Here is a 22,969-nt window from a genome sequence, read left to right on the forward strand (position 1 = left end):
CGCGCCTGCGGCATGGGGACGGGCATGATGTTCGCGGGGCTGCGCCGATGGATGGGCTCTCTCGGCGGCAAAGGACGCGAGAGCGGAAGCAACGAGGTGCTCGACGTGGAGGAGCTGTCCCGGTGGTACTCGGGGCTCGCGCTCGAGGAGCGTCTGGCCATCAGCCGCGAGCTCGCACCGCGCGTCCGGGCTGTCCGTCCAGCGAGGGAGCCCACCACGCTGCCAGCCGTCGCGGTCGGGCGACTGATCTTCGAGCAGGACGGGCCCCAGGGCCCCATTCCCCTGCATCACATCAAGGTGGAGCTGTGGGACCGGGACTTCGGCACGCCGGATGACTTCCTGGGGCAGGGGTTCACGGACTCGGATGGGTGTTTTTCTATTCGCTATGACCCGGCCGACGCGGGCGTGAAGGACCTGCCCGACCTGGAGGTGCGCTTCTTCGAGCCGCAGCACAGCTTCCGCCCGGATGGGCGCGTGGTGGAGGCATGGCGCCGCATCGGCTCAGAGAAGGGGCCGGATGACCATGGTGGGCTCCACTACGACTTCGGCACGTTGCGGCTGCCTTACTGGGAGTACGACCCCACGACGCCGCTGGCCCGGTTGCTTGTCACGGAGGAGGGGACTCCGCCCACGGCCTACGCGCCGGGGCGCGCGCTGGCGATGCTGAAGGCGGTGGCGCCCATCGAGCTCGTCAAGCGCCGCCACCTGCTCCAGGGTCGGTTGGGGCAGGCGCCGACCCTGGACAGGATTCAGGCGGACTATCCGGAGGCGATGACGGTGCGGATGGAGCGCGAGTCGCCGGGCTCCACGCGCACCGACGCCTTCTTCGGAGAGCGGCTGCTCAACGGCATGTTCTCCACCCTCATGGATGGAGACCCGGAGGCCCCCGGCGACCCGGAGGCGTTCCGGCTCTACTTCCCGTGGAACGCTTACGAGCAGGACGGCGTCCACTGCCTGCCGGACGTGGACGTGCGGCTGCGGTTGGTGGAGGGGCGGCTGTTGCCGGCGCGCATCATCCTGGGCATGCGTGAGCCGGGCGCGACGGCGCCGGGCGCTCCCGTGACGCGGCGGAGCTACACGCCCGCGGACGGCGAGGCCTGGGAGGCCGCCAAGCGGATGGCGCGGGTGAGCGCGACGCTGGAGACGGAGTTGGGCAACCACCTGGGGCAGTGCCACTTCAACGTGGAGCAGTACGCCATCGCCGCGCACCGCAATCTGCGCCGCAGTCCGCTGCGCTGGCTGCTCATGCCGCACCTGCGGGAGGTGGTCCTCATCAACCACTCCGCCAACGGCTTCCTCGTGGGACCCACCGGCTACATCACCCGCGCCAGCGCGCTCACCGAGCGCAGCGTGGAGACGCGGCTGTTGCACCTGATGGGCAGCTACGACTGGAAGGGCTTCGCGCCCGCGCCGCCCATCTGCGAGTCGCACCGCTACGCACGCGCGGCGGGCCTGTTCTGGCGGCTGTTAGGGGAGCACGTGGATGCCTTCTTCGCGGAGCACGGCGCGGCGTTGGAGGCGCAGTGGAGCGAGGTGCGGCGCTTCTCGGACGACCTGGTGGCGCACTCGGCGCCCGCCTTCGTGTGCCGCTACCTGCGCGCGACGGTGCCGGGAAGGGCGGCGCCGTGGTTCGTGCGCTCCGAGCGCATGGACCTGGACGCGAAGCTCGCCGCGACCCACGCCAAGGCCGTCAGCGCGGTGACCCGGACGGACGCGCCCCAGCCCGGAGAGATGGAGGCGCTCAAGCAGCTGTGCCGGTACGTCATCTACTTCGCGACATTCCGCCATGCCTGGGCCAACAACCTCCAATGGGACGACGCGGGCGAGGTGCTCTACGCGTGCCTGGGCCTGCGCTGGGGCAAGGCGGGCGCGCTGTCGACGGAGGCGGACCATGACGTCGCGCCGCCTCCGGAGGAGGCCACGGAGATGCTGTGGATCTCGTGGATGCTCTCGAAGACGAGCTACGGCTTCCTGCTGGCGAACGAGGAGGCGGACGTGCATCCCCGCTTCGTGGAGCTCCTGCGCGCCCACTCCGCCGAGTTCTCCGCGTTGGGGATGGACATCCGCGCCGTCAGCTCCCGCATCAATATCTAACACGGCGTGCATCGCGATTGAGGCGGGTAGCCGCAGTGCGCGAACCCAGCCGCTGCGCCCTGCGGCCGCACCGTCGAGAGCGCCTCTCGCATGGCTTCTCGGAGGGGCACATGCGTGCGTGCGCCGATTGCTCTGCGGCGAGATAGCCATGCCGATGACTATCGACCGGTCGTGGGAGACCCGTTAACTCGGTTGCTGGGAAGATGGACTTCTTGTCGATGCTACCAGGTGGCCCAGGCCTGATGCGTTCTCGGGTGTCTGCGATTTCGTGAGGAGGCCGCGTGAGAGTGAGGCGCGGTGCGGCAAAGCTTCGCCGTTCGGCCGGGGCGCCGTGCGCATGGAGGAGAGTGGCGGCCAGAAGCGGAGGGAGGGCCGGCGAGCCCTCAGTCCGGTATGACCAATGCCGCCTGTCGTCGTCCATGGACGAGGCTGTCGCGCAGCAGCTCGCATGCGCGTGTCCACTCCACGAGGTGACGGCCTTGCGGAGGCAGACGCGTTCTGAAGCAGGCGAGCAGATTGAAGGCCATCGCCCGCAGCCAGGCCACCACCTCCAGGGCCGTGCGCGTTGGGCGGCAGGGCTGGCGCGCGTCCTCGCCCAGGACGACGTCCAGCGTCCAGTTGTGGCGATTCTCAATGCCCCAATGCACCCGCACCAGCCGCAGCAGTTGGTGGAAGTTGAAGACGGTGGTGTCCAGCGAGGTGACGAAGTAGCGGTAGTCCTCCGCCCGGAGGTTGTCCTCGTCGTCCCAGTGCTGCTGCCGCACCAGCAGCAACGTGCGCGCTCCAGGGAAGTTCACCTCGTCAGGCGTCAGCGCGTGCGTCCACAACTCGCGCACCACTGTCTGCCCATGCGCCCGCTCCTCGGTGCGCGAGCGGGCTGGGCACTGCTTGGAGGCGATGGCCCGCATGGCGTACTCGTGAAGGGTGGGCTGGTTGGCCTTCAACCCGAAACAGTAGTGCTTGCCCAGCTCTCGCACCAAGGCTGCATTCTGCGCGGCCGTCAGCCCCGCGTCGGCTGTCACCACCCCAAAGTGCTCGCCAAAGGCTTCCACCACCCGCGGAAGCAACTGCCGGAAGGCCGGAGACTCACCCTCCTTGGCTCCGATGAATTCCAAGTCCAGGCAGGGCGCCGCCAGCTGCACTGGTGAGCACGGCCCGCAGCGCGCCCAGTCGCCACAGTGCGCGGCCCTCCTCGTCGTTGGCGACGGCCTCCAGCCCCTCCACCTCGCCCTGGTGCGTCGTCCACAAGCTCTTGCCGTCCACGCTCACCACGCCCAAGGGAAATGGCAGGCGGGGGGCGCTCGAATCCTCCAGCACCTCGCACGCCTGGGCCCTCAACGTCTCCCTCAGGCCGCCCGGCTGCTGCTTGCGCAGCAGACGCCAGAGCGTCGAGCCCCTCACCGAATGCGGCAACTCCAGTCGCTTGCGCGTCCGCGCTCCCACATCCCCCGCCAGCTGCGCGGCCTGCTTCAACCCTTTCTTGCCCACCGCGAAGCCAGCCACCACCAGCCCCAACAGGCCCAGGTGCTCATGGCGGGTGCCACGCGAGTCTCGCGGGTCCCTCACCGCGTCATCCCACGGCAGGCGCGCCTGCCGCAGCACGCGCCGCTGTTGTCCTCGAAGTCCACCCATGCTCGACTCCTTCTCGCCCCGCTCCACGCGTCTCGCGGAGCGGGGCATAGGGGGGATGGGGCTCGCCGGCCCCGTCCCTCCGCCTCCGGCTGCCGCGCTCAGTTTCGAGCACAACCCACCCGCCAGGGGGCGATCATCCAGGGCACCCGTCAGGTGGTGTACGAATCCGCTCACCCCTCCCGCGCGCAACCCCGCGACCCGACGACCCTTCTTCAAATCCGACCCCGAGAAAACGCATCAGGCCTGCCAGGTGGCCCGCCTGTTCGCCTTGTGCCTGTGGGGTGTTGGCCAAAGGGGGAGCGGTGCCGCAACGTGTGTTTGACGCACAAATGAGACAGCGAACAACGCGAGGGTCGCCACACCGGTTCGTGACGGCGCTCAGTCGCTGTTGCCAGGAGAGTACGGAAGCTCGACGGTGAATGTGGCGCCGTTCCCGGGCTCGCTCTCGACGCGGATGACGCCACCGTGGGCTTCGACGACCTGCCGGCTTATCCAGAGCCCAAGCCCGAGCCCCCCATAGTTCCGCGAGGACACCGCGCGTTCGAATCGCTCGAAGATGCGCGTCTGGTCCTTGCGCGGGATGCCGACGCCGAAATCTCGCACGGACCTGAGTCGTCCCCTCATTTGAGCCGAGCGTCAAGTGCTGTCCCCAGTGGTTGGCTGGGGCCGGAGCAGCGCGGGAAGCGGCAGTGAGGCGCGCTCTTTTCGGCGCCAGAGGTTGTCCTGCATCGTGCGGAGCATGTCGAAATCCATCACGCACGCCGAGGTGCATCGGTTCATTGAGGAAGCCGTCGGCCCGGACACCCATGCCAAGCGTGTGCTGTCGCTGTCCAATGCCACCTTGGGCGCCGTGCACGCCGCCAGCCTCTCATTGAGGGCCATCGGACTGGCGCTCTCCCAGGCGCGGGGATTGGAAGGCAAGCGCGCCATCAAGCAGGTGGACCGACTGCTGTCCAACTCTGGCGTCGACGTGTGGCGGTTGTTCGCGAAGTGGGTGCCCTGGGTCTGGATCCGATCCTGAGCGTTGGATGAGCTGACGGGGAATCGAGCGGTTGGGGACCTGCTCGTCAGCACAGTACGAGGCTTCCAGTGGGTTGCATCAAAGGAGGTGTGCCCATGCCCAAGGTAACGCTCGATGTACCGGAGGAAGTCGCGCAGTTGCTCAAGCGCATGGAGGCGAAGCTGCGGCGGGAGGCCAAGGAGGGTCAGAGCTTCGGGGAGGTGGACCCGGACGGCGCGCTGGAGGCCATCGACGAGGCAGCCGAGGCGTTGCAGCGCGATGCGAAGCGGAGGTTGCTTCGAGGCTACGACGTCGACGAGCCCCGCCTCCACCTCGCGGGCCAGGTCCACGCCCGAGTCGGCCGGTACACGGCGACGTACAAGACGCGGCAAGGCCCCGTCGAAATAGAGCGCAGCCTCTACCGGCAGGTGGGGGTGAGAAACGGCCCCACGGTGGACACCGTCAGCATGCGTGCCGGGTGCGTGGCCGACGGCTGGTTACCCGAGGCCGCGGTGCCCATGGCGTACCTGCTGGCCCGTGGCACCTCGCGCGAGGCGCAAGCGACGGCGCGCCAGTTGAGCGTGCTGCCCTACTGCCGCGCTTCGTTTGAGCGCGTGGGCCACGAGGTGGGCGGGCTGTACGGCCACCAGCGGCCCCGGGTGGAGGCCGCGCTGGCAGAGGCCCTGCAATCGCCCGGAGGCACGCACAGCGTGAGCGTCAGCATGGACCGGGTGGCGGTGCCCATGCAGGAGCCGAAGAAGCGCCCCGTGGGGCGGCCTCGTCAGGGCGCGCCCAAGCGCCCGGTGGACGTCGTCTGGCGCATGGCCTACGCCGCCTGCCTCACCTTCCACGACGCCCACGGCGAAGCGCTGGGCACCTTCCGCTACGGGCGGATGCCCCAGGGCGATTGCCGTGCGCTGGCCGAGCGCCTGGCTCGCGATGTCCATGCGCTGGTTTCCAGACAGCCCGCACTGCATGTCATCGTCCTCACCGATGGCGCTCCCGAGTTGCACGCGTTGCTGGACGAGGCCCTCGCCGCTCACGCCCCGGCGGCCGACGAAGTGGTGCGTCTGGTGGACTTCTGGCACCTGATGGAGAAGCTCGGGTCCGCAGCCCTCGTGGTTGCAGGGCAGCCGCACGCCTCCGTGCTGTGTGAGAAGTGGAAGCTTTCCCTGCTCAACACGCCTGGGGCGGTGTGGACCATCGCCAGTGCACTGCACGCCTCCGGCAAGCGGGACATTGTCCTCGCAGACCGGCGACCGGTGCACGAGGCACTCACCTACCTGGAGAACCATGGCGAGCGGATGCACTACGCCGAGGCACGGGGATTGGGATTGCCCATCGGCAGCGGCAACGTGGAGGCCACCTGCAAGTCTCTCGTCGCCCTGCGTATGAAGCGCCCAGGTGCCCGCTGGAAGGAGGCGTCTGGCCAGCACATCCTGGACCTGCGCGCCCTGGTGCTCTCGGACCGCTGGGATTCCGCCATGAACCTCACGCTCGCGTCGCAGCGCGCGGAGGTGCAATGCGCCGCGTGATCAGTACGAGAGCCACACCCCCCAGAGAGGCACCATCCCGTGGCCGCGATTCAACCAACTGCTTCAGTCCAATCCGCTGCCGCGCGCCCGTGTCACGCACTCCATCTACGCCACGTAGCGAATCCCTTCTCCGAAGAGCCGGATGCGGGAATTCTGCACGTCCGGATCTGTGGGGGGCCGGGGAGGGCAACTTCCCCGGTCGTAACCGTTCACCGGCTGGTGCCTGCTTGAAGAGACATCGGGGCAGCGGACGGTGGGCGGGACGGCGCTCGACGGTGTTGGCCGCGGCGTGACACACCGCCACTCGTGGCGGAACTCGACCCCCGGGACGCGCGGATTGCGAAGCTGGAGGCGCTGCTGGAAGCGGCGCTGGGGCGCATCGCGCACCTGGAGGAGGAGAATCGGCGGTTGCGCGAGGAGAACCGGCAGCTGCGCGAGGAGAACCGGCAGCTGCGCGAGGAGAACCGGCAGTTGAAGGAGCGGCTGAATCTCAATTCGAGCAACTCCTCGAAGCCCCCCTCCGCGGACGCCCCCGGCACGCCGCGCCCGCTGAAGAAGCCCACGGGCCGCCGCCCCGGTGGTCAGCCAGGGCACAAGAAACATGAGCGAAGTCTCCTGCCGCCCGAAGCCGTGCAGCACGTCGTCGAGTTGGTGCCCAAGGAGTGCCAAGGCTGCGGGCACCGGTTGGAGGGCAGAGACTGCGAGCCGCGCCGCCACCAGGTAGTGGAAGTGCCGCCGTTGTCGGCCGTCGTCACCGAGTACCGCAGCCACGCCCTGGAGTGCCGCGCGTGCGGCACGCTGACGCGCCAGCCGGTGCCGGCGCACGCCCGCAGCGCTTTCGGAGACAGGCTGGGGGCGCTGGCCAGTCTGCTGGTAGGCAAGTACCGGCTGTCCAAACGACTGGTGAAGGATGCCCTCTCGGACATGGTAGGCGTGGACTTGTCGGTGGGCAGCGTGGTGAATCTCGAAGGGGAGATGACGGACGCATTGGCCCCAGCGGTGGCCGAGGCCCTCGCATATGTGCAGGCGGCCGACGAGGCCCACGCGGACGAGACGGGATGGGTGGAGGGGCGCAAGGATGGCCGGGGCCATCGTGCCTGGTTGTGGGTGGTCGCCACGGCCTTGGTGGTGGTGTTCCACATCGCGCGGAGTCGTGGCGGCAAGGTGGCCCAAGCCCTGCTGGGGGAGGGCTTCCTGGGCTTCCTCACCACGGACAGGTGGGCCGGGTATGACTGGTATGACAAGGGCCTGCGCCAACTCTGCTGGAGCCATTTAACGCGCGACTTTCAAGGCTTCATCGACCGCGGAGGCGAAGGCTGCCGCATTGGCGAGCGGTTGATGCGCGAGCGCCACCGCTTCTTCAAGTGGTGGCACCGGGTGCGCGATGGGACGCTGGCTCGAGAAGACTTCGAGCAGCGGATGAAGAAGGTACGACGCACGGTGGGCCGACTGCTGCGTGAGGCCGAGGTACGCGCGGAGAAGAAGACGGCGGGCATGGCACGAGAAATCCTCAAACTGGAGGAGTGCCTCTGGACCTTTGTCGACGTGCCCGACATCGAGCCGACGAACAACTTCGGCGAGCAGTGCATCCGCCACGCCGTCATGTACCGCAAGACGTCATTCGGGACGCAAGGCCCCGAGGGCAGCTGCTTCGTCGAGCGCATCTTCACCGCCGTCACCACGCTCAAACTGCAAGAGCGGGGCGTACTGGACTTCCTCACGGACACGCTGCGCACGCACCGCCGGAGCCTGCCGCCTCCCTCGCTGCTTCCCCTTGCGGAAGTCCCTCAGCCCGCGCACGCAGCATGAGTCGGTGAACGGTTACGTTCAGCGAAGCGGCGGCCTCTACCAGGCGCCCGCCGCAGTGGTGCAGGTGCTGCCGCAACTTCGCGTGGACGGAAAGGAGAAAGCCCTCGGCACCCGGCCGGTCGGCCTGGGGGTGGAACATACCTGGACAGTGGAGTTGCTCCTGCCGGATGGCTCGAAGCGACGGCTGGAGAACCGCATTCTCGCCGGCAATATGGTGGCCCTCGGCGTGGGGGCTCCTGGCAACGCGTACTCACCTGTGCTGCTGGACGTGGACGACCCGCAGGACGGAGACGCACCGCGCTTTCTCTACGAACGCGCTGCGGCCTACGTGAACGCGTGGACAGCAGGAGAGCGCGAACTGGCACGCCTGCTTCAGGTGGTGCCCCTCCATCCGACCGCCAGCGTGGTGCTGGTGCAGAACCAGCTCGAGCTGGAGCAGACGATGGGTGTTCCGCAGCGGCTCATCTGGAAGGGCCTGGAGGTGGATGCGGACCTGCGTACCATGACGCCGCTGGAGCTTGTGGCGGGGCGGGGCAGGGCGTTGTTCCGCATGGCGGGCTACGAAGGAAGCTACCAGGAAGCGAGGGTACTCACTGAGGGCACGCAAGAAGACGCGGTCGCCGCAGTGACTGTGATTCAGCGGGCCCATGCGCAGGGCATGCCCATCCTTTCCATCACCCCGAACAACGCGCCGACGGAGCTGCCCCTCCTTGCTGCCTCGGATGAAGTGCGCCGCGATGTGGAGGACCTGATTGCACGTGGATGGGAGGTACGTATTCCTCAGGAGCCCCTCCAGCTTCGGGATTGGACAGGGACGGGCTACATCGCCAGGAACCCGCTCACGGAAGAAGGCGGCTACTTCCTTTCTGGACGGCTTTCGGGTGGACAGACGATTGTACTCCCCAGCTCCTGGTTGGATGCCACTTTGGTGGAGCAGCTCGCGGGCCCGGATGCACCCCAGTCCACGGATGATTCATCGCGCATCGCAAACCTCGTGAAGGTGCCTGCAACCGACTTTCAGGAAGTGGAGGTGGGCTCTCCTGGTGCGGTGCCGTTGGCTGTGTACGTCACTACTTCGGAAGGCGTGCCGGTCAGCTCGGCGCCTGTCACCTTCAGGCCGAACACGCAGTCCAGCAGGGCGGTGCCTCGCTTTGCCGCGGAGGGCGCGCCAGGCACGCAGGTGGATTCGATTACGGTGATGACTGATAGGACCGGGCGTGCCCGAGTTCTCGTCATTCCGGATACAGACATCCGCAAGTGGGCTATTGAGGTGCCGGTGGCGCCGACGCCGACAATCCCGCGCCCCGCCAGCCAGCTCTGGGGGCTCAACGAGGTCATGGCCCAGACGACGAATGGGGACGTCACTCTCCTGCTCGCGAGCCCCTTCACAGTCCTTGGTAAACCGGGCCCCCTGGCCCGCATCCAGACTGAAGGCGCGCTGCGCATCGAGCGGACCATCGCTGGCATCGAGACCAACCGCTCCATGAGGGCCAAGGCCGTAGACCGGTATGACAATCCTCTGGCCAACGTGTCGGTCACCTGGTCCGGAGATCCAGGAACTGGGCGCTTTTTCAGTCCTGCCGCAGTGCCTCCTGGTCAGACGCAGTTGTTGAGTTCTCCGAATGTCACTCCCACGTTGACGCTTGAGACGCCGACGCTTGGCGAGGTAACGGCGGGTTATGTTCCGGGGCCCACTCCGGGCGACTACGTGGTGACGGCCGCAGCGCAGTCTCCCGGTGGTCCGGTGAGCGCCAGCTATGTTGTCGAGGCGCTGCTACCCCCAGTCTCTGAAAACCGGATGCGCTACGCGCTCAGCCTGGAGACGTTGGGCACCCATTTCAGTGGCGTCTTTGGCGGCGAGTTCCCCGAGCCCCTGGTGGCGCAGGTGTTGCGCACCACGGAGAACGGCACCTCCTGGCAGCCGGTAAAGGGAGATGAGCCGGACCTCGCGAGCGTCCAGGTGCGAATCCGGGTCGCGTCGGAGTCCTCCACTCTCTCCGACCAAGTGGAGACGCCGTTGACCGAAAGTGGCATCGGTGGAGGAATCGACGACGACCAGCGCGTGGTGTTCTGGCCCAGGTACCTGGTGCGCAGCGGGCGGCAGTACATCTACGTGAATGCGTCGGTGATTGAACGAACCGAGCGGGGGGAGCAACTCGCGTTGGTGAACCCTGGTGGGGTCGTCTACTCGTTCGGCTCAGAAGAAGCGAAGGTGCAGGTTGAGACGGGAGTGCCAGCAGGTGAGCCGGTGGCCAGCCCCTGTAGTGGTGCCTCCGTGGATGACGGTTTCGCGCAGCTCTCGGTATCCAATCCCGCGGGCTACCCCATTTACGTGCGCTTCATCGAGAAGCCTGACGTGGCTGGGGAGGTACTCCTCGGAGAAGGAGGCCTCGCTGGCCGGCCCCGCCTTCCCGGTGATGCCTCCCTCATCGAGTTGCTGCCAAGCACCCTCCAAACCGTCAACCTACCGCTGCGGCCGGGGACACACGGTGGAGAAATCCAGGTGGAGATACACTCCATTCGCTTCAGTATCTCCAACGCCATCACCGAGGTCGTTGGCGGCGGTGTCATTCGCCTCGCGCCCGCAGGCAGCCGTCTGCTGGCCAGCGGCGGCGAGCTGGGCGCGAAAGTTATTCTCCCGGTGCGCAACTTCGAGTCGGCGGCGACGCCTACCGGCACGGACGTGGTTGCGGTTACGGCCACCGAGAAGCCCATTCTGGTCCCAGCGCGACTGGAGTTCTGCGTGGGGGATGAGGGGGACGTGACTGTCACCTCTGGTCCCACAATGCTCAGTCGTGGCCGGCTGGTGCGTAATGGCGCGGGGCAGTTGGAGATTCAGGCGATTGCGGGCAATGCTCCGCCGCCAGAGTTGGTGTCGCAAATGGGAGTGCTGAGCCTCCAGGTGCCGCCGGGAGACCCGTCGGGGCAGGAGGTGCGTATCGACTTCACTCCGACGTCGACCCCGGACAAGACGCAGACGCAGCGCCTCACGCTGAAGACGGCGGTGGAAGACGCGGGGGCGCTCCCCGTGGGGCACACCTTCGTCAAGGGCGTCAGCGTGGTGGACGGTCACCTCGTCAAACAGGCGGAGGATTTGCGCGTCCAGGGACGAGGCCCCGCGCTGGCCTTTACGCGTAGCTACAGCAACCAGGGCTTTGAGCGTGGGCCACTGGGGCGCGGCTGGACGCACGCCTACCGCAGTTTCGTGGTGCCGGACAGGCGCAGCGGTGAATTCCGTTACATGGTGGTGGGTGGTGAGGGCAGTGGTCAGGTGTTTACGTGTGCTGCAAATGGGCAATGCACAGCGCAGCGTGGTTTTCATGGCACGTTCCGTCGCGAGGTGGCGCAGGTGGGGGGCACCTCTCAGGAGCGACTCGTCTTCCGTGCGCCGGGCGGCGTGGAGTATCGCTACGGTCAGGTGGATGCGTCCATCAGCCCGCCGCGGCACAGGCTGCTGTCGGTGACGGATACTTCAGGGCACGCCGCGATATTGGAGTACGGCGGCGCGGATATCGACGGCGACGTTTCGCGCATTTACGAGGCTGGCAACCAACGCTTCTTGCGACTTGGCTATGTGCGTCCACCTGGGGCGCCCCACGCGCTGCTGGCCGACGTGGAGTTGATGGAAAACCCATATGCGCCCTCGCAGGTGCCCGAGGACGGCACTGCTACCTCTCTGGGCGTCTGCGTGTCCTATTCCTATGACCTGCGCGCCAACCTGGCTGGCGTGCGCCGCCTGGACGGAAGTTGCTCGCAGGCGGGGGCCCCCATCCTGCGTGAAGAGAAGTACGAATACGTCGACAGCTTCGACGAGCGGCTACAGAGCAACCTCGCTGCGTACACTGACGCTAACGGCAATACCACGCGGTACGAGTACTACACCCAGAATGACACGTTGCCTGGCGAGGCGGATTTCCTCCGCTTCGGAGACAAGCGAGAGCGCGTGAAGCGCGTGCTTGAGCCGGAGGGCGCGGCGACAGAATTCGTGTACGCCTTGCAGCCCAACACGCTCCCCATCTTCGGTCAGCCCGTGCGTACGTATGAGACGCGGGTGAAGGGCCCGCGGCCTGACGTGCCGGAGACGGTGTACCGGATGAATCCGTACGGCGCCGCCGTGCAGGTGGAGCGCCCGCTGAGTGGAACGCTGGTGGCCCGTACCCGCGCTCAATGGGACGCGACGCACCTTCGCAAGGAGAGTGAGGAAGACGCACGAGGCCGGGTGACGCGCTATCGCTACGACGCCTTCGGCAACATGGTGGAGCGCAGGGTGGAGACTCCGATGCTGGCCGCGTCGGGTGACGATGCGGTGGGCACGGAGGTCGTGCGGGATGCCCAGGGGCAGCCTGTGCCTGCGGTGGTGGAGCGCTGGGCGTATGACGCGTCCTTCAGCATCCCGACGTGCCACATTGATGCGGAAGGCCGCGTCACGCGCATCACCCTGGACTCGGCTGGGATGGACCCGAGGACTGCGACGCCCACTGGGACTGGATTGCCACTGGAAACGCGGACGCTTGCAACTGCCGTGGCGAGTTCTTCGTTGCTGGGGGCGGCGGGCTGCCTTGAGTTGGCTGAGACGGTGGCGCCCTCTCCCCAGGACATTGTGACGGGCCAGCGGTACTGCCAGTTGCCGGGTGGCACCTGTCCCTCGGGAGCCCTCAGGGGGGACGTGTCCGCTGTCGTTGATGGAAATGGGAATGTCGTTTCCATTCTTGAGTACGACGCATTCGGCCATGCAGCGCGTAAGCGGACGCCCACGTTCGGCGGAAGGTTCATTGAGACGACATACGGGTATGACGCGCGCGGCCGCCTGGAGGATGAGGCGGACACGCTGGGCCACAAGACGCACCGAGTCTTCGACGGCCTGGACCGCATGGTGCGTAACGAGCGCCGCAACGACAAGGGGCCGTGGCTGACGACGGAGTACCAGTACTACCCGGGCGGGCAGGTGGAGGTGGAGACGAATGGCCTGGGCCTGACGCGTCGGTTGACGCTGGATGGACTCAATCGAGTCAAGGAGGTGACGGAGTCAGGAGGAGACCTCACGACGGAGCTGAGGACGTCCTATTTCTACGACGAGGCCGGCAACCGCACGGAAGTGGTGGATCGGCGCGGGGTGGTGACTTACACGGCGTATGACTTCGCGGACCGGCCGACGAAGGTGACTGTGGCGGTGCGTGATGGCGCGCGCTTCCAGGCTCAGGGCGGGGAGTCCACCCAGGTGGGCCTGGCCGGCGTGGTGGCGCGCTACGGCTACGACGCCGCGGGCAACCGCGTCTGGGAGGAGGACAAGCACGGATTCCGGACTGAGTCCCGGCTGGACTCGCTGTACCGCATGGTAGGCGTGACGACGCCAGAGGTGCCCTCTGAGTCCTTCACGACTTCCACGCAGCGCCGGTACGAGGTGACGCGGCGCTATGACAGGGTAGGCAACCTCCTCTCGGAGACGGACGGCAACGGCCACACGACGACGTATGCATATGACTTCGCCAACCGGCGGACCTCCACCGTGGACGCGGTGGGCCGTGAGGAGCGCCGCGAGTACGACGGCAATGGCAACGTCACCCGAGTGGAGAGTCGGCAGGGGGCGGTGGTGCACCTGGCGCGCACTACCACGTATGACGGCCTCAACCGCCCGCTAGGGGTGACGGAGTCTGTGGTGAGAAGCGGGGGCGCCACACCGACAACGTGGACGTACTCGCAGGCAAGCCAATATGACGACGAGCAGCACCGGGCCCACGTGCGAGATAGGCGTGGCTTCGTTACCACCGTTGAGCTGGACGATTTGGACCGCGTCCTCACCCAGGTGGTGGATGACGGCGCCTCGCCGCTGACGCGAAACCCCGACGACGCGCGCGTGGGGCCCGCCCTCGGGCTCGTCACGCGGTACGAGTATGATGCCAATGGCAACCGCAGTGCGGTGGTGGACGCGCTGGGCCGGCGCACGGAGGAGGTTTTCGATGGCCTCAACCGTCGCACCTTGCGCCGCCTCCCCATGGGAGTGACGGAGTCCTCCACCTATGACGGGGAGGGCCACGGCATTGCCCAGGTGGACGGGCGTGGCATTCTGCGCAAGGCCTTCTTCGACGCGCTGGGCCGTCAGACGCGAGACGTACTGGTGGAAAGCCTCTCCGCGGGCGGGCAGGAGTTGACGCGCACGGCGCGCGCCTACGTCGACGTGCCCGAGGCTGGCCTCGTCCAAGTGGAGGAGACGGACGCGCGAAGTCACGTGACACGGCGGTACCTGGACGCGCTAGGGCGTGAGGTGCGGACGGTGGATGCGCTAGGCCACGAGCGGGAAACCCGCTTCGACTTCCTCGACAAGCGTGAGGAGAAGGACAGGAAGGGGTACGTCACGACATACGCGTACGACGCCGCTAGCCGGCTGCGCTTCCAGTGGGACTTTGACTTGCAGTCTACGTCCGCTGTCTACACGCAGAGCCACGAGTACGACGATGTCGCCAGGACTCAGACGCTTCGCGATAGGCGCGGTGTCGCGACGGAAGTGCGCTACATGGACGGCCTTGGCCGCGTGGAGCGCACCGTTCGAAGCGATGGGGTGGATACGCAGACGGGCGAGACGCGGTACGACGCCAGCAGTCACCCCACGCGGGTGACGGACGCTAACGGCCACGTTACCGAGTCCGTGTATGACGGTGCTGGCCGGCTTCTCGAGGCGACACAAGGCTTGGGGACGGCGGAGGCCGCGCGAACCACCTCGAAGTACGATGCAGTGGGCAACGTGCTCGAGGTGAAGAGTGCCCGGGTGACGGGGGTGGCGTACGACGTTCGCCACACGTACGACGACCTGAACCGGGCGGTGCGCAGCGAGGACTCGCTGGGCCAGGTGACGACGCGCGCCTTTGACGCGGCTGGCAACAAGGAGTGCGAGAAGCGGCCGCTGGGCGGCGCAACGCTGGCGCATAACGCGGCGAGCGGGTTGGACGTGGCGGCGGTGAAGTCGCACGCATGCGCAGGCGACTTCGTCACTCGCTACGCGTACGACGAGGAGGGCAAGCTGCTGTCTGTGGAGGATGCGTTGGAGGGCGTCTATTCCTTCGTCTATGACGCGCGGCGCAACTTGATGGCGAAGCAGGACGCCAACGGCAACCTGACAACGTATGCCTATGATGCCCTCAATCGCCGTACGGACGAATACCAGCACCTGGACGCGCACGCGCGGCTGACGCCCCAGCAGCGCGGCAGCGTGCCGGGCGCGGAAGGCGTAAATACGCTGCACTGGCACGTAGGCTACGACGACGAGGGGAATGTCTCCTCGCGACAGGACGCCGAAGGCCAGTTGACGCTGGAGACGCATGGTGTCCTCAATAGGCTGGAGGCGCGGACGTACCTGAGCCACAAGCAGCCGCGCGAGTTGCCCTCGGTGGACAGCGAGGAGTACGAGTACGACGCCAATGGCAACGTGACGTCCGTGGTGGAGACGAAGCAGGCCGCGGCGGGCCTGGCGGTGGAAACCACGGTGCGCACCTTCGACGGGTTGGACAGGTTGAAGGAGGAACTGCGCTACGATGGCAAGCGCGTCGGCTACGGGTACGACGCGAAGGGTAACCGCCAGCGGGTGGAGGATGCGGACGGTGTGGCCACCGTGTACACCTACGACGCGCTGGACAGGGTGCGCACCGCCACCATGGGCGCGGCTATCACCACGTACACGTACTGGCCGGACGGGCTGCTGAAGGGCACCGACTACCCCAACGGAATCGAGGAGCGGCGCTGCTATGACGCGGTGGGGCGCCTCACTGACGTCCTCAGCGCCAAGGGAGCCATTACCGACGCCTGCAGCACGCCCGCCGCGGTGGTGAGCCGGTACGGCTATGGCTATGACGCCAATGGCAACCGGACGTCACAGGTTGAGCAGCGCACCCTCCCCGCCACGCAGACGTTGGGCACGTCCGAGTCGACGACGTACGGGTATGACGCGTTGGACCGGTTGGTGGGGGTGAAGTACCCGGACGGCCAAGCGACGCTGTACCGGCTGGACGACGTGGGCAACCGCCTGGGGGAGAGGAAGGCACCAGGCTCGGCGGTAGCATCCCTGACTGCTGCGGCATTCTTCGCGCTGGCACCTGCCGACGTGCTGGTAGATGTCACAACGGCCTTCGACAGGGCGGACCGAGCGCTGACCCAGACGGACGCGAAGGACGCTACGCGCGACGTGACGTTGGCCTGGGACAACAACGGCAACCTCATCGCCCGGCAAAAGCAGGGTGTGACGCGGCAACTGGCCTGGGACATCCGCAACACCCTTACGACTGTCTACGAGGGCGGCCAGGAAGTCGGGCGGTACGACTACGATGTCAATCTGCAGCGCACGAAGCGGCGCACGGCCACGGAGAATGTGGAGTACGTGCTGGACGAGGCCTTCGTGCTGCAGGAGGCGGACGGCAGCCAGGCGCAACACCCGACACGGCGGCGCTACCACTACGGCAAGGGGCCTCTGGCCGTCAGCGAGTTGGCCTCAACCACCACGACGAGCTTCCTCGGAACAGACGCACTGGGCAGTGTGACGGATGCTATGTCCGCCGGTGGCGCGGTGACTGACGTGCGCCAGTACGACGCCTGGGGCAATCACCGCAACGAGACGGCTCCCTCCGCAGGGGATTTCAAGCTGGGCTTCACGGGGCACCAGTATGACACCGAGACGGGTCTTACCTACGCTCGCGCCAGGTACTACGACGCCGAGTCGGGCATCTTCATCAGCCGCGACTCCTACGAGGGCTCGCTGGACGATGCGCCGAGCTTGCATCGGTACGCGTATGCATTCACCAATCCGCTGAAGTGGAGGGATGTCAACGGGCATGACCCATGGAGCGGTGACGCAATCATCGAATCGCAGATGCTCGCGGATGGGACCATTGGCGACGAGCAGTACGAGGTCATGCAGGAGGGGCGTGGCATCGGCGCGGCCATAGGGGCTGCAGTGCTGAGCGGGGTTGCGATAGGGCCAGCGATTTTCCATGCGGCCATGGTCAAGCTAGGGCTGGCGGGGGGGGGGGGTCGTAGTCGGGGAGGCCGCGCTGGACACCGTTGGTATCGTGACCGGAGCTACTGGCTGTTATGTGTACCGGGACCCTTCGGCTTGTCTGGACGCGTCAGTAGCGGCGCTGGATCTCGCCAACGGGCCGTGGAATCCATCATCGGATGTTTTGCTTGTGAAGCGGTCTGTAATTGGCTTTGCGGACAATCGCGTTGGTGGAGACGTGGGGACGGGGGCGGCTCCCACGCGAGGCGTGACTCAAGTTGTAGAGTCAGTCGGCGGAGGAACGGTTCGGACGCCGTACCATGCAAACAAGGCAGGCCCGCCTCCGAATGACGATCTGGTGCGCGCCACTAAGCAGGCCCTCGCGAAGGAACTGCGAGGGAAGACGCCAGAGGCTGATCAGGTGGCTGACCTGCTGGAAGGCAAGGTCCCTCCCGGCGAAAAGACGAAGTTCAAGTTTGCTCCGCAGGCGACTCTCGATAACAAGTCCCTTGAGATCGGCGGGCAGGTGGGGACGCGGGCCTTCGCGTATCAGGATACGGTCTATGCCGCCACCGAGCAGGCTCCGAATGGTCCGGCCTACGTCCACATTGGGGATGTGCTACATGAAGGCGTTCACCAGATTGATTACATGAGAAATCTTTCTCTGCCCGGGATGAAGTTGAGGTTCCCCCCTGGCATGCAACTGAACATCAACGGGCAGATGACCCCGGTGGGGGGCAAGCCCCGAACACGGCTGCTTGAGCTTCGCGCGTTTCGTGCCGAGGAAGCCCTCCGTCAAGCCATGGGATTGCCGAGGCTCTTCCCTTCGGATATGGCACTGCGCAGATTCATCATTCAGAACTACCCCCCTGTGGAGTGATTCCTCATGAGCGGTTTACACGCACGAGGCGCTGACGGGCGATGAGGCCCTGGCGCGCGGTAACGGACAATCTGGCCGAGGGCCTCGGCAGGACCCGGTGGGGCGACGACGAGGCGACCCTCCGGGAACTCCACCCGGAGGCCTACATCCGCCACATGCCAGGAGTCGGAGCGCCCCTTATCGTTCCGAACCTTGTAGAGGGCGTCGGCCCCGTGCGGGTGAGGGGCTACTTCTTTCTGGGCCCCCGGGGGGTGGAGTACGTCGTCCTCAGCGAAGACTCAGAGGAGGAGGTGGTGGATGCCCTCCCCTGCGTGCACGCGCTCGCGCACCGCTTTGGTTTTGGACCCGTCACTGACTCGAAACGACAGGTCTGGGTGGTGCACGGAGTGCAGGTCCTGCTCCAGCTCTTCGCCCCGCTAGAGGAGGGGGGCTCCACTTCGGAGTTCCTCCTGCGGGTGAATCGCCCAGGGTGCATCCAGCCTGACTTTCGCATCTTCGAGGTACCTCCAATGCCACCCAGGTGGGAGCCTCCACCACGGTCCGCCTGGGACCTGCCCGAGCAGCCCGCGCTCGTCAGGCCAGACCGCTTTGTCGTCTGCCCATTCTGTGAACGAGCCTTCAGCCTCACTGATTCAGCCCGATGGGATGGCTCTCGCCACCTGACCTGCGGCCAGCGCCTTCGATTGTAACCGCACCCGAGATCCTAATCCTCGGACCGGGAAAAGATTGGTGAGTTGCAGCCGAACTTCGGGTCGTGTCCGTATTACTACCCGGTCACATCCGTGATGGCCCCCGAAGAGGTGCACGGGCGCCGATGCGGCGCAGGAGCAGTGGGCAGTGGCCAATGCGACGCAGCAGCAGGCGCTGAATGCGGCGGCGCAGCTCGACGAAGCTGGAGTCGAAGCAGCAGAAGTCAAAGAAGGACTCCAGGCGGGCCTTCTCCACCCGGGCCTGCTGGCGCACTTCCTCCGCATGCGCAGCGACTTCCTCGTCCGTGGGAAGTAGGGGCGTCCCGGAAGGAAGCGTGCCGGCGTCACGCGCGGCGAGGCGCTCCAGGGCCATGGCGTCGGCCACCTTCTCTTGCGCCCCATCCCCGTCGAAGTCGATGGCGGGCTCGAAGCGGTACCCAAAGCCGTCGATGTTGGTGGCGTAGGCGTCGACATTCTGGCGAAGGGAGTTGGAGTGCTCGACGAGGAGGCAGAGGGCCTCCGGCTCATACGGGGGCTGGAGGGCGCCCGCCTCACTGAAGGCCACGGACTCCTCCCCCCCCGGGCGGCTGGCGGGCTCGTCGACGCGCGCCCCTACCGTGTCCTTCCGGCAGACGTGCGTGAAGGGCCCTGGTGCCCCCCGGTACCGTCCACGGCCCATTGGAGCGGACCGGGAGAGACACGGTGGCGAGAGGCAGTATAGCAGCGGAAGAGTTGGAGGCGTTGCGCGGGCGGGTGCAGCAGTGGCGGCTGACGCGTAGCCAGCAGGGACGGATGCCAGAGGCGCTGTGGAGGGAGGCGGTTTCGGCGGCGCAGCGCTACGGGGTGTCCCATGTCGCGCGCGCGTTGGGGGTGGGCCACGCCGGGCTGAAGGCCCGGACGTCGGCGGCGCACCCGCCGAAGCGTCAGGCCGGCGCGGCGAGCGGGCCGGACGGCTTCCTTGAGGTGAGCGCCGCGCAACTGCTGGGGCCGGCCCCCGCCGCCAACCTCGTCATTGAGTACGTGGCCCGGGAGGGCAACCGACTGACGCTCACCGTGCCCGCCTCGTGCCAGGGCGTCGACGTGCCGGCCCTGGTGGCCGCGCTGCGGGGCCCATGATTCAAATCACTCCTCAAATGAGAGTGCTGGTGGCCATTGAGCCGGTGGACTTCCGCCGGGGCGTTGATGGGCTGGCGCAACAGTGCCGTGCGGCCCTCGCGGAAAACCCTTTCAGCGGAACGGTATTCGTCTTCCGTAACCGGCAGCGGACGGCGGTGAAGTTGTAGAGCGACAGCTGCGTATTCCGGCGAAGGTGAGCACCCATTCCAGCTCAAGCCGAGCAGCCGTTCCGGGCATGGCGAGCAGTCGGAGCGTCAGCGACGCTGGGACGTTCGTTCACTTCACCTGCTTACGCGCCTTCGTCAAATTCGCGTCCGCCTTGCGGATGGAGTCCCCGGCGAGCCGGAGGCGGTGGGCGTTGTGGACGAGCCGGTCGAGGATGGCGTCGGCCAGCGTCGCGTCGCCAATGACGGCGTGCCAGTCCTTGGGCTCCAGTTGGGACGTCACCACCGTGGAGGACTGGTGGTAGCGGTCCTCCAGGACTTCGAGCAGTTCCTTGCGCTCAGCCGAGCCCAGTGGCTCCAGGCCGAAGTCGTCGAGGATGAGCACCTGGGCCTTGGCCAGCCGCTTGAGCGCGTGCGGGTGCGTGCCGTCCGCGCGGGCCTGGGCCAATTCGTCGAAGAGGCGTGAGGCGCGGCGGTACACGACGCTGTAGCCGTCACGGCACGCCTTCTGTCCCAGCGCGCATGCCAGGAAGCTCTTGCCCACGCCGGTGGGCCCGGTGAGCAGCACGTTCTGCTTGTCGGCCACCCACTTCGAGGTGGACAGCTCCAGCACCTGCGGTTTGGTGAGGCCCCGCGCATGGGCGTAGTCGATGTCCTCCAGGCACGCCTGCTGGCGCAGCTTCGCGTGCTGCAGCCGCGAGGTGAGCTTCTTGTTCTCCCGGTACATCCACTCCGCGTCCGCCAACAGGCCCACCAGGTCCGAGGCACCCAGCCCCTTGTCCCCCGGCCTCTCCACCCAGCTGCGCAGGTAGTTGGCCATGCCGTACAGCTTCATCGCGTTGAGCTTCTCCAGCGTCTGTTCCACCAGCATCTCTTGCGCTCCTTGCAGTCTCGTCGTCCGGCCGGCGCGCGCCCGGCTGCCAGGGCGCGCGCCGGCTACCTCCGATGCTGGGAGACTTGAGGCCAGCACCGACGGGGAATGTCCGCGCACGGCCGTCAAGCCGCGCGTGCTGTCAGTGGTAGTAGTGGGCGCCGCGCACGTTCTCGTGCTCGGGCAGCGGGCCCTTGTCGGCCGTCGTCTCGTCAACGTCCTCGAGGCGGTGCTGGAGGATGGCGAGGACGGACTTGTAGCCCACGGCGCGGTGGCGCAGCGCCCGGGCGCACGCCTTCTCCACGCGAGGCTTGCCGTACTTCTTCTCGTCGGCCAGGCGCAGCACGCCCAGCGCGGAGCGGAAGCCCTGCTGCGGGTGGGGCCGCTTCGTCATGAGCTCCTCCACCAGCTTCGCGCACGAGGGCCGACGCTCTCGGCCCAGCGGATGAGGCGCGAGGGTGTCCACTCGGCGTGCTGCCGGTGGGAGGCGGGCATGTGCTCGGCCTGCGTGGTGAAGCGCCCCTTCTGCTGGCTGCGCACGTGGCTGGCCACGCGGCGGCCCCCGAGGAAGACTTCGACGCACGCTTCGGTGTGACGCACGTCCACCGACTTGCCCACCAGCGTGTACGGCACGCTGTACCAGTGGCCCTCCAGCTCCACGTGGTAGTCGATGTTGACGCGCGCCTTCTTCCAGAAGGCCAGCTCGTACGGCCGCGCCGGCAGGAGCCGCAGCGTGGCGCGTTCCACCTGCTCGAAGAGCTCCCAGCGCGACTTGCCCAGCTTGCGCATGGGCCGCGTGTTGAGCTTCTCCAGCAGCGGCTTCACCGCCTCCTGCACCTGGGCCAGCGACGTGAAGTGCCGGTGGCGCAGCGCCGCCAGAATCCACCTCTCGGCCAGCAGCACGCCCACCTCCACCTTCGCCTTGTCCCTCGGCCTGCGCGGGCGCGCGGGCAGAATCGCGAAGCCGTAGTGCCGCGCCAGGTCCGCGTACGTGGGGTTCAAGTCCGGCTCGTACCGGTGCGCCCGGGTGACGCCCGCCTTGAGGTTGTCGGGCACCACCAACTCGCTGACGCCGCCGAAGTACTCGAAGGCACGCACGTGGCAGCCCACCCACGTGGGCACGTCCTCGCTGAAGACGGGCTCCGCGTACGTCAGGTTGCTGGCCCCCAGCACCGCCACGAAGAGTTTCGCCACCCGCACCTCGCCGGTGGCCGCGTCCACCACCTGCACCCCGTCCCCGCTGAAGTCCACGAAGCACTTCTCACCGGCACGGTGCTCCTGGCGCAGGGTGACGCTGGCGGTGGCCAGCCACCGCCCGTACCTCTCGCAGAAGCGGCTGTACTGGTAGCCGCCCGGCACCGCCTCCAGGTACTCCTGCCACAGCAGCAGCTTGGTGACGCCCTTCTTCTTCAGCTCCGCATGCACCCGGGCCCAGTCCGGCTCCGGACGCTCCGCCAACGCCTTTGCGTCGTCGGGGAACAGCAGCGCGGCCAGCGCCGCATCATCGTCCAACTCCGGTGGCAGCGGCCACGGCAGCTTCGCCACCCGCGCCCGCCCCAGGTAGTCGCACACCGTGCCATTGCCGATGCCCAGGCTCGCCGCAATCGACCGCGTCGTCAGCTTCGCCTCGAACCGCAACCGGAACAGCTCTCTCAACTTCCGCATGGACAGCCTCTGTGCCGCCATCTCCACCTCCAAATCGGGAGGGCGGAGTGGCCTGCTGCTGCCCAGCGCCGTCAACGCTTCTGTCGACCGCCCACTCCTCACTACGAGTGGTGCCCGGCTTCACTGGAATGCCTGCTCGGCATCCCCGGAATCGGTGCTCGACATGCCCGGAATGCCTGCTCGGCATCCCCGGAACGGCTGCTCACCTTGCTTCGGAATCGCTGCTCGGCTTGGCCCGGAATCGGTGCTCGGCTTGCCCCGGAACACGCAGTGGTGGAGACGGTGGTGCCCGACAACCTGAAGGCCGCGGTGCTGCGCGCGGCCTTCACGCCGGACGTGCCCTCGGCCCTCAACCGCAGCTACCGCGAGGTGGCGCGGCACTACGGCTTCAAAGTCGACCCGACGCCGCCGTACGCGCCCCAGAAGAAGGGCAAGGTGGAGGCGGGCGTCAAATACGTCCAGTCCAGCTTCTTCAAGGGGCGCCAGGGGCAGGACGTCGACGTCGTGCGCGCGGAGTTGAAAGAGTGGCTGGCC

Annotated in this window: 11 protein-coding genes and 3 pseudogenes; 8 read left to right on the top strand and 6 right to left on the bottom strand. The window is 67.1% G+C overall.

Features of this window, described 5'->3' with window-relative positions; translation table 11 throughout:
* Positions 1-12: 12 nt before the first annotated feature.
* Positions 13-2,094, top strand: a complete 2,082-nt coding sequence (locus KGD87_RS35805) for a lipoxygenase family protein (RefSeq protein WP_284665390.1) — start codon at positions 13-15, stop codon at positions 2,092-2,094.
* Between the two features lie 383 nt (positions 2,095-2,477).
* On the opposite strand, the gene KGD87_RS35810 is transcribed toward KGD87_RS35805, so the two are convergent.
* From KGD87_RS35810 to KGD87_RS35820, 3 genes and pseudogenes are all read right to left on the bottom strand, one after another.
* Entirely contained in the window at positions 2,478-3,209 is a 732-nt protein-coding gene (locus KGD87_RS35810) for an ISAs1 family transposase (RefSeq protein WP_284665391.1), read from the bottom strand.
* Positions 3,181-3,726 carry a hypothetical protein gene (locus KGD87_RS35815; protein WP_284665392.1) on the bottom strand — a complete coding sequence of 182 codons (546 nt, stop codon included), beginning with the start codon at positions 3,724-3,726 and terminating at the stop codon, positions 3,181-3,183. Before KGD87_RS35815 ends, KGD87_RS35810 begins: the two co-directional genes overlap by 29 nt.
* Before the next feature lie 378 nt (positions 3,727-4,104).
* Positions 4,105-4,329, bottom strand: a pseudogene (locus tag KGD87_RS35820) (sensor histidine kinase); the annotation flags it as partial.
* 136 nt (positions 4,330-4,465) lie between these two features.
* On the opposite strand from KGD87_RS35820, the gene KGD87_RS35825 reads away from it, so the two are divergent.
* From KGD87_RS35825 to KGD87_RS35845, 5 genes are all read left to right on the top strand, one after another.
* Positions 4,466-4,747, top strand: coding sequence for a hypothetical protein (locus KGD87_RS35825; protein ID WP_284665394.1), 282 nt, complete (start codon positions 4,466-4,468; stop codon positions 4,745-4,747).
* Positions 4,748-4,842: 95 nt separating this feature from the next.
* The gene (locus KGD87_RS35830; RefSeq protein ID WP_284665395.1) at positions 4,843-6,261 is read left to right on the top strand and encodes an ISKra4 family transposase; all 1,419 of its coding nucleotides are present in this window, start codon (positions 4,843-4,845) and stop codon (positions 6,259-6,261) included.
* A 306-nt stretch (positions 6,262-6,567) separates the two neighbouring features.
* A complete protein-coding gene (gene tnpC, locus KGD87_RS35835) occupies positions 6,568-8,070 on the top strand; it encodes an IS66 family transposase (RefSeq protein WP_284664471.1) in 1,503 nt (500 codons plus the stop codon).
* 4 nt (positions 8,071-8,074) lie between these two features.
* A complete protein-coding gene (locus KGD87_RS35840) occupies positions 8,075-17,401 on the top strand; it encodes an RHS repeat-associated core domain-containing protein (RefSeq protein ID WP_284665396.1) in 9,327 nt (3,108 codons plus the stop codon).
* 70 nt (positions 17,402-17,471) lie between these two features.
* Complete coding sequence (locus KGD87_RS35845) at positions 17,472-17,930, top strand: hypothetical protein (protein WP_284665397.1); 459 nt, start codon at positions 17,472-17,474, stop codon at positions 17,928-17,930.
* 870 nt (positions 17,931-18,800) lie between these two features.
* On the opposite strand, the pseudogene KGD87_RS35850 reads toward KGD87_RS35845, so the two are convergent.
* Positions 18,801-19,418, bottom strand: a pseudogene (locus KGD87_RS35850) (phage portal protein); the annotation flags it as partial.
* Between KGD87_RS35850 and KGD87_RS35855 the strand changes: the two are divergent.
* Positions 19,412-19,735 carry a hypothetical protein gene (locus KGD87_RS35855; RefSeq protein WP_284665398.1) on the top strand — a complete coding sequence of 108 codons (324 nt, stop codon included), beginning with the start codon at positions 19,412-19,414 and terminating at the stop codon, positions 19,733-19,735. The pseudogene KGD87_RS35850 and the gene KGD87_RS35855 sit on opposite strands and share 7 nt — an antisense overlap.
* 17 nt (positions 19,736-19,752) lie before the next feature.
* Entirely contained in the window at positions 19,753-19,902 is a 150-nt protein-coding gene (gene tnpB, locus KGD87_RS37015) for an IS66 family insertion sequence element accessory protein TnpB (protein ID WP_350102639.1), read from the top strand.
* Positions 19,903-20,011: 109 nt separating this feature from the next.
* Here the strand turns inward: tnpB and istB are convergent, their stop codons facing one another.
* Complete coding sequence (gene istB, locus KGD87_RS35860) at positions 20,012-20,770, bottom strand: IS21-like element helper ATPase IstB (protein ID WP_284665399.1); 759 nt, start codon at positions 20,768-20,770, stop codon at positions 20,012-20,014.
* A 142-nt stretch (positions 20,771-20,912) separates the two neighbouring features.
* Positions 20,913-22,456 (bottom strand): annotated as a pseudogene (gene istA, locus KGD87_RS35865) (IS21 family transposase).
* Positions 22,457-22,969 lie beyond the last annotated feature (513 nt).

Origin of the sequence: Myxococcus sp. SDU36, from assembly GCF_030168875.1 — a bacterium.
Classification (GTDB): Bacteria; Myxococcota; Myxococcia; order Myxococcales; family Myxococcaceae; genus Myxococcus; species Myxococcus vastator.

Bases quoted from the DNA above. Each gene is read 5' to 3' on its own strand.
- KGD87_RS35855 (WP_284665398.1), top strand. From the start codon at position 19,412: ATGCCAGAGGCGCTGTGGAGGGAGGCGGTTTCGGCGGCGCAGCGCTAC.
- KGD87_RS35805 (WP_284665390.1), top strand. From the start codon at position 13: ATGGGGACGGGCATGATGTTCGCGGGGCTGCGCCGATGGATGGGCTCT.
- istB (WP_284665399.1), bottom strand. From the start codon at position 20,770: ATGCTGGTGGAACAGACGCTGGAGAAGCTCAACGCGATGAAGCTGTAC.
- tnpB (WP_350102639.1), top strand. From the start codon at position 19,753: ATGAGAGTGCTGGTGGCCATTGAGCCGGTGGACTTCCGCCGGGGCGTT.
- KGD87_RS35815 (WP_284665392.1), bottom strand. From the start codon at position 3,726: ATGGGTGGACTTCGAGGACAACAGCGGCGCGTGCTGCGGCAGGCGCGC.
- KGD87_RS35825 (WP_284665394.1), top strand. From the start codon at position 4,466: ATGTCGAAATCCATCACGCACGCCGAGGTGCATCGGTTCATTGAGGAA.
- KGD87_RS35830 (WP_284665395.1), top strand. From the start codon at position 4,843: ATGCCCAAGGTAACGCTCGATGTACCGGAGGAAGTCGCGCAGTTGCTC.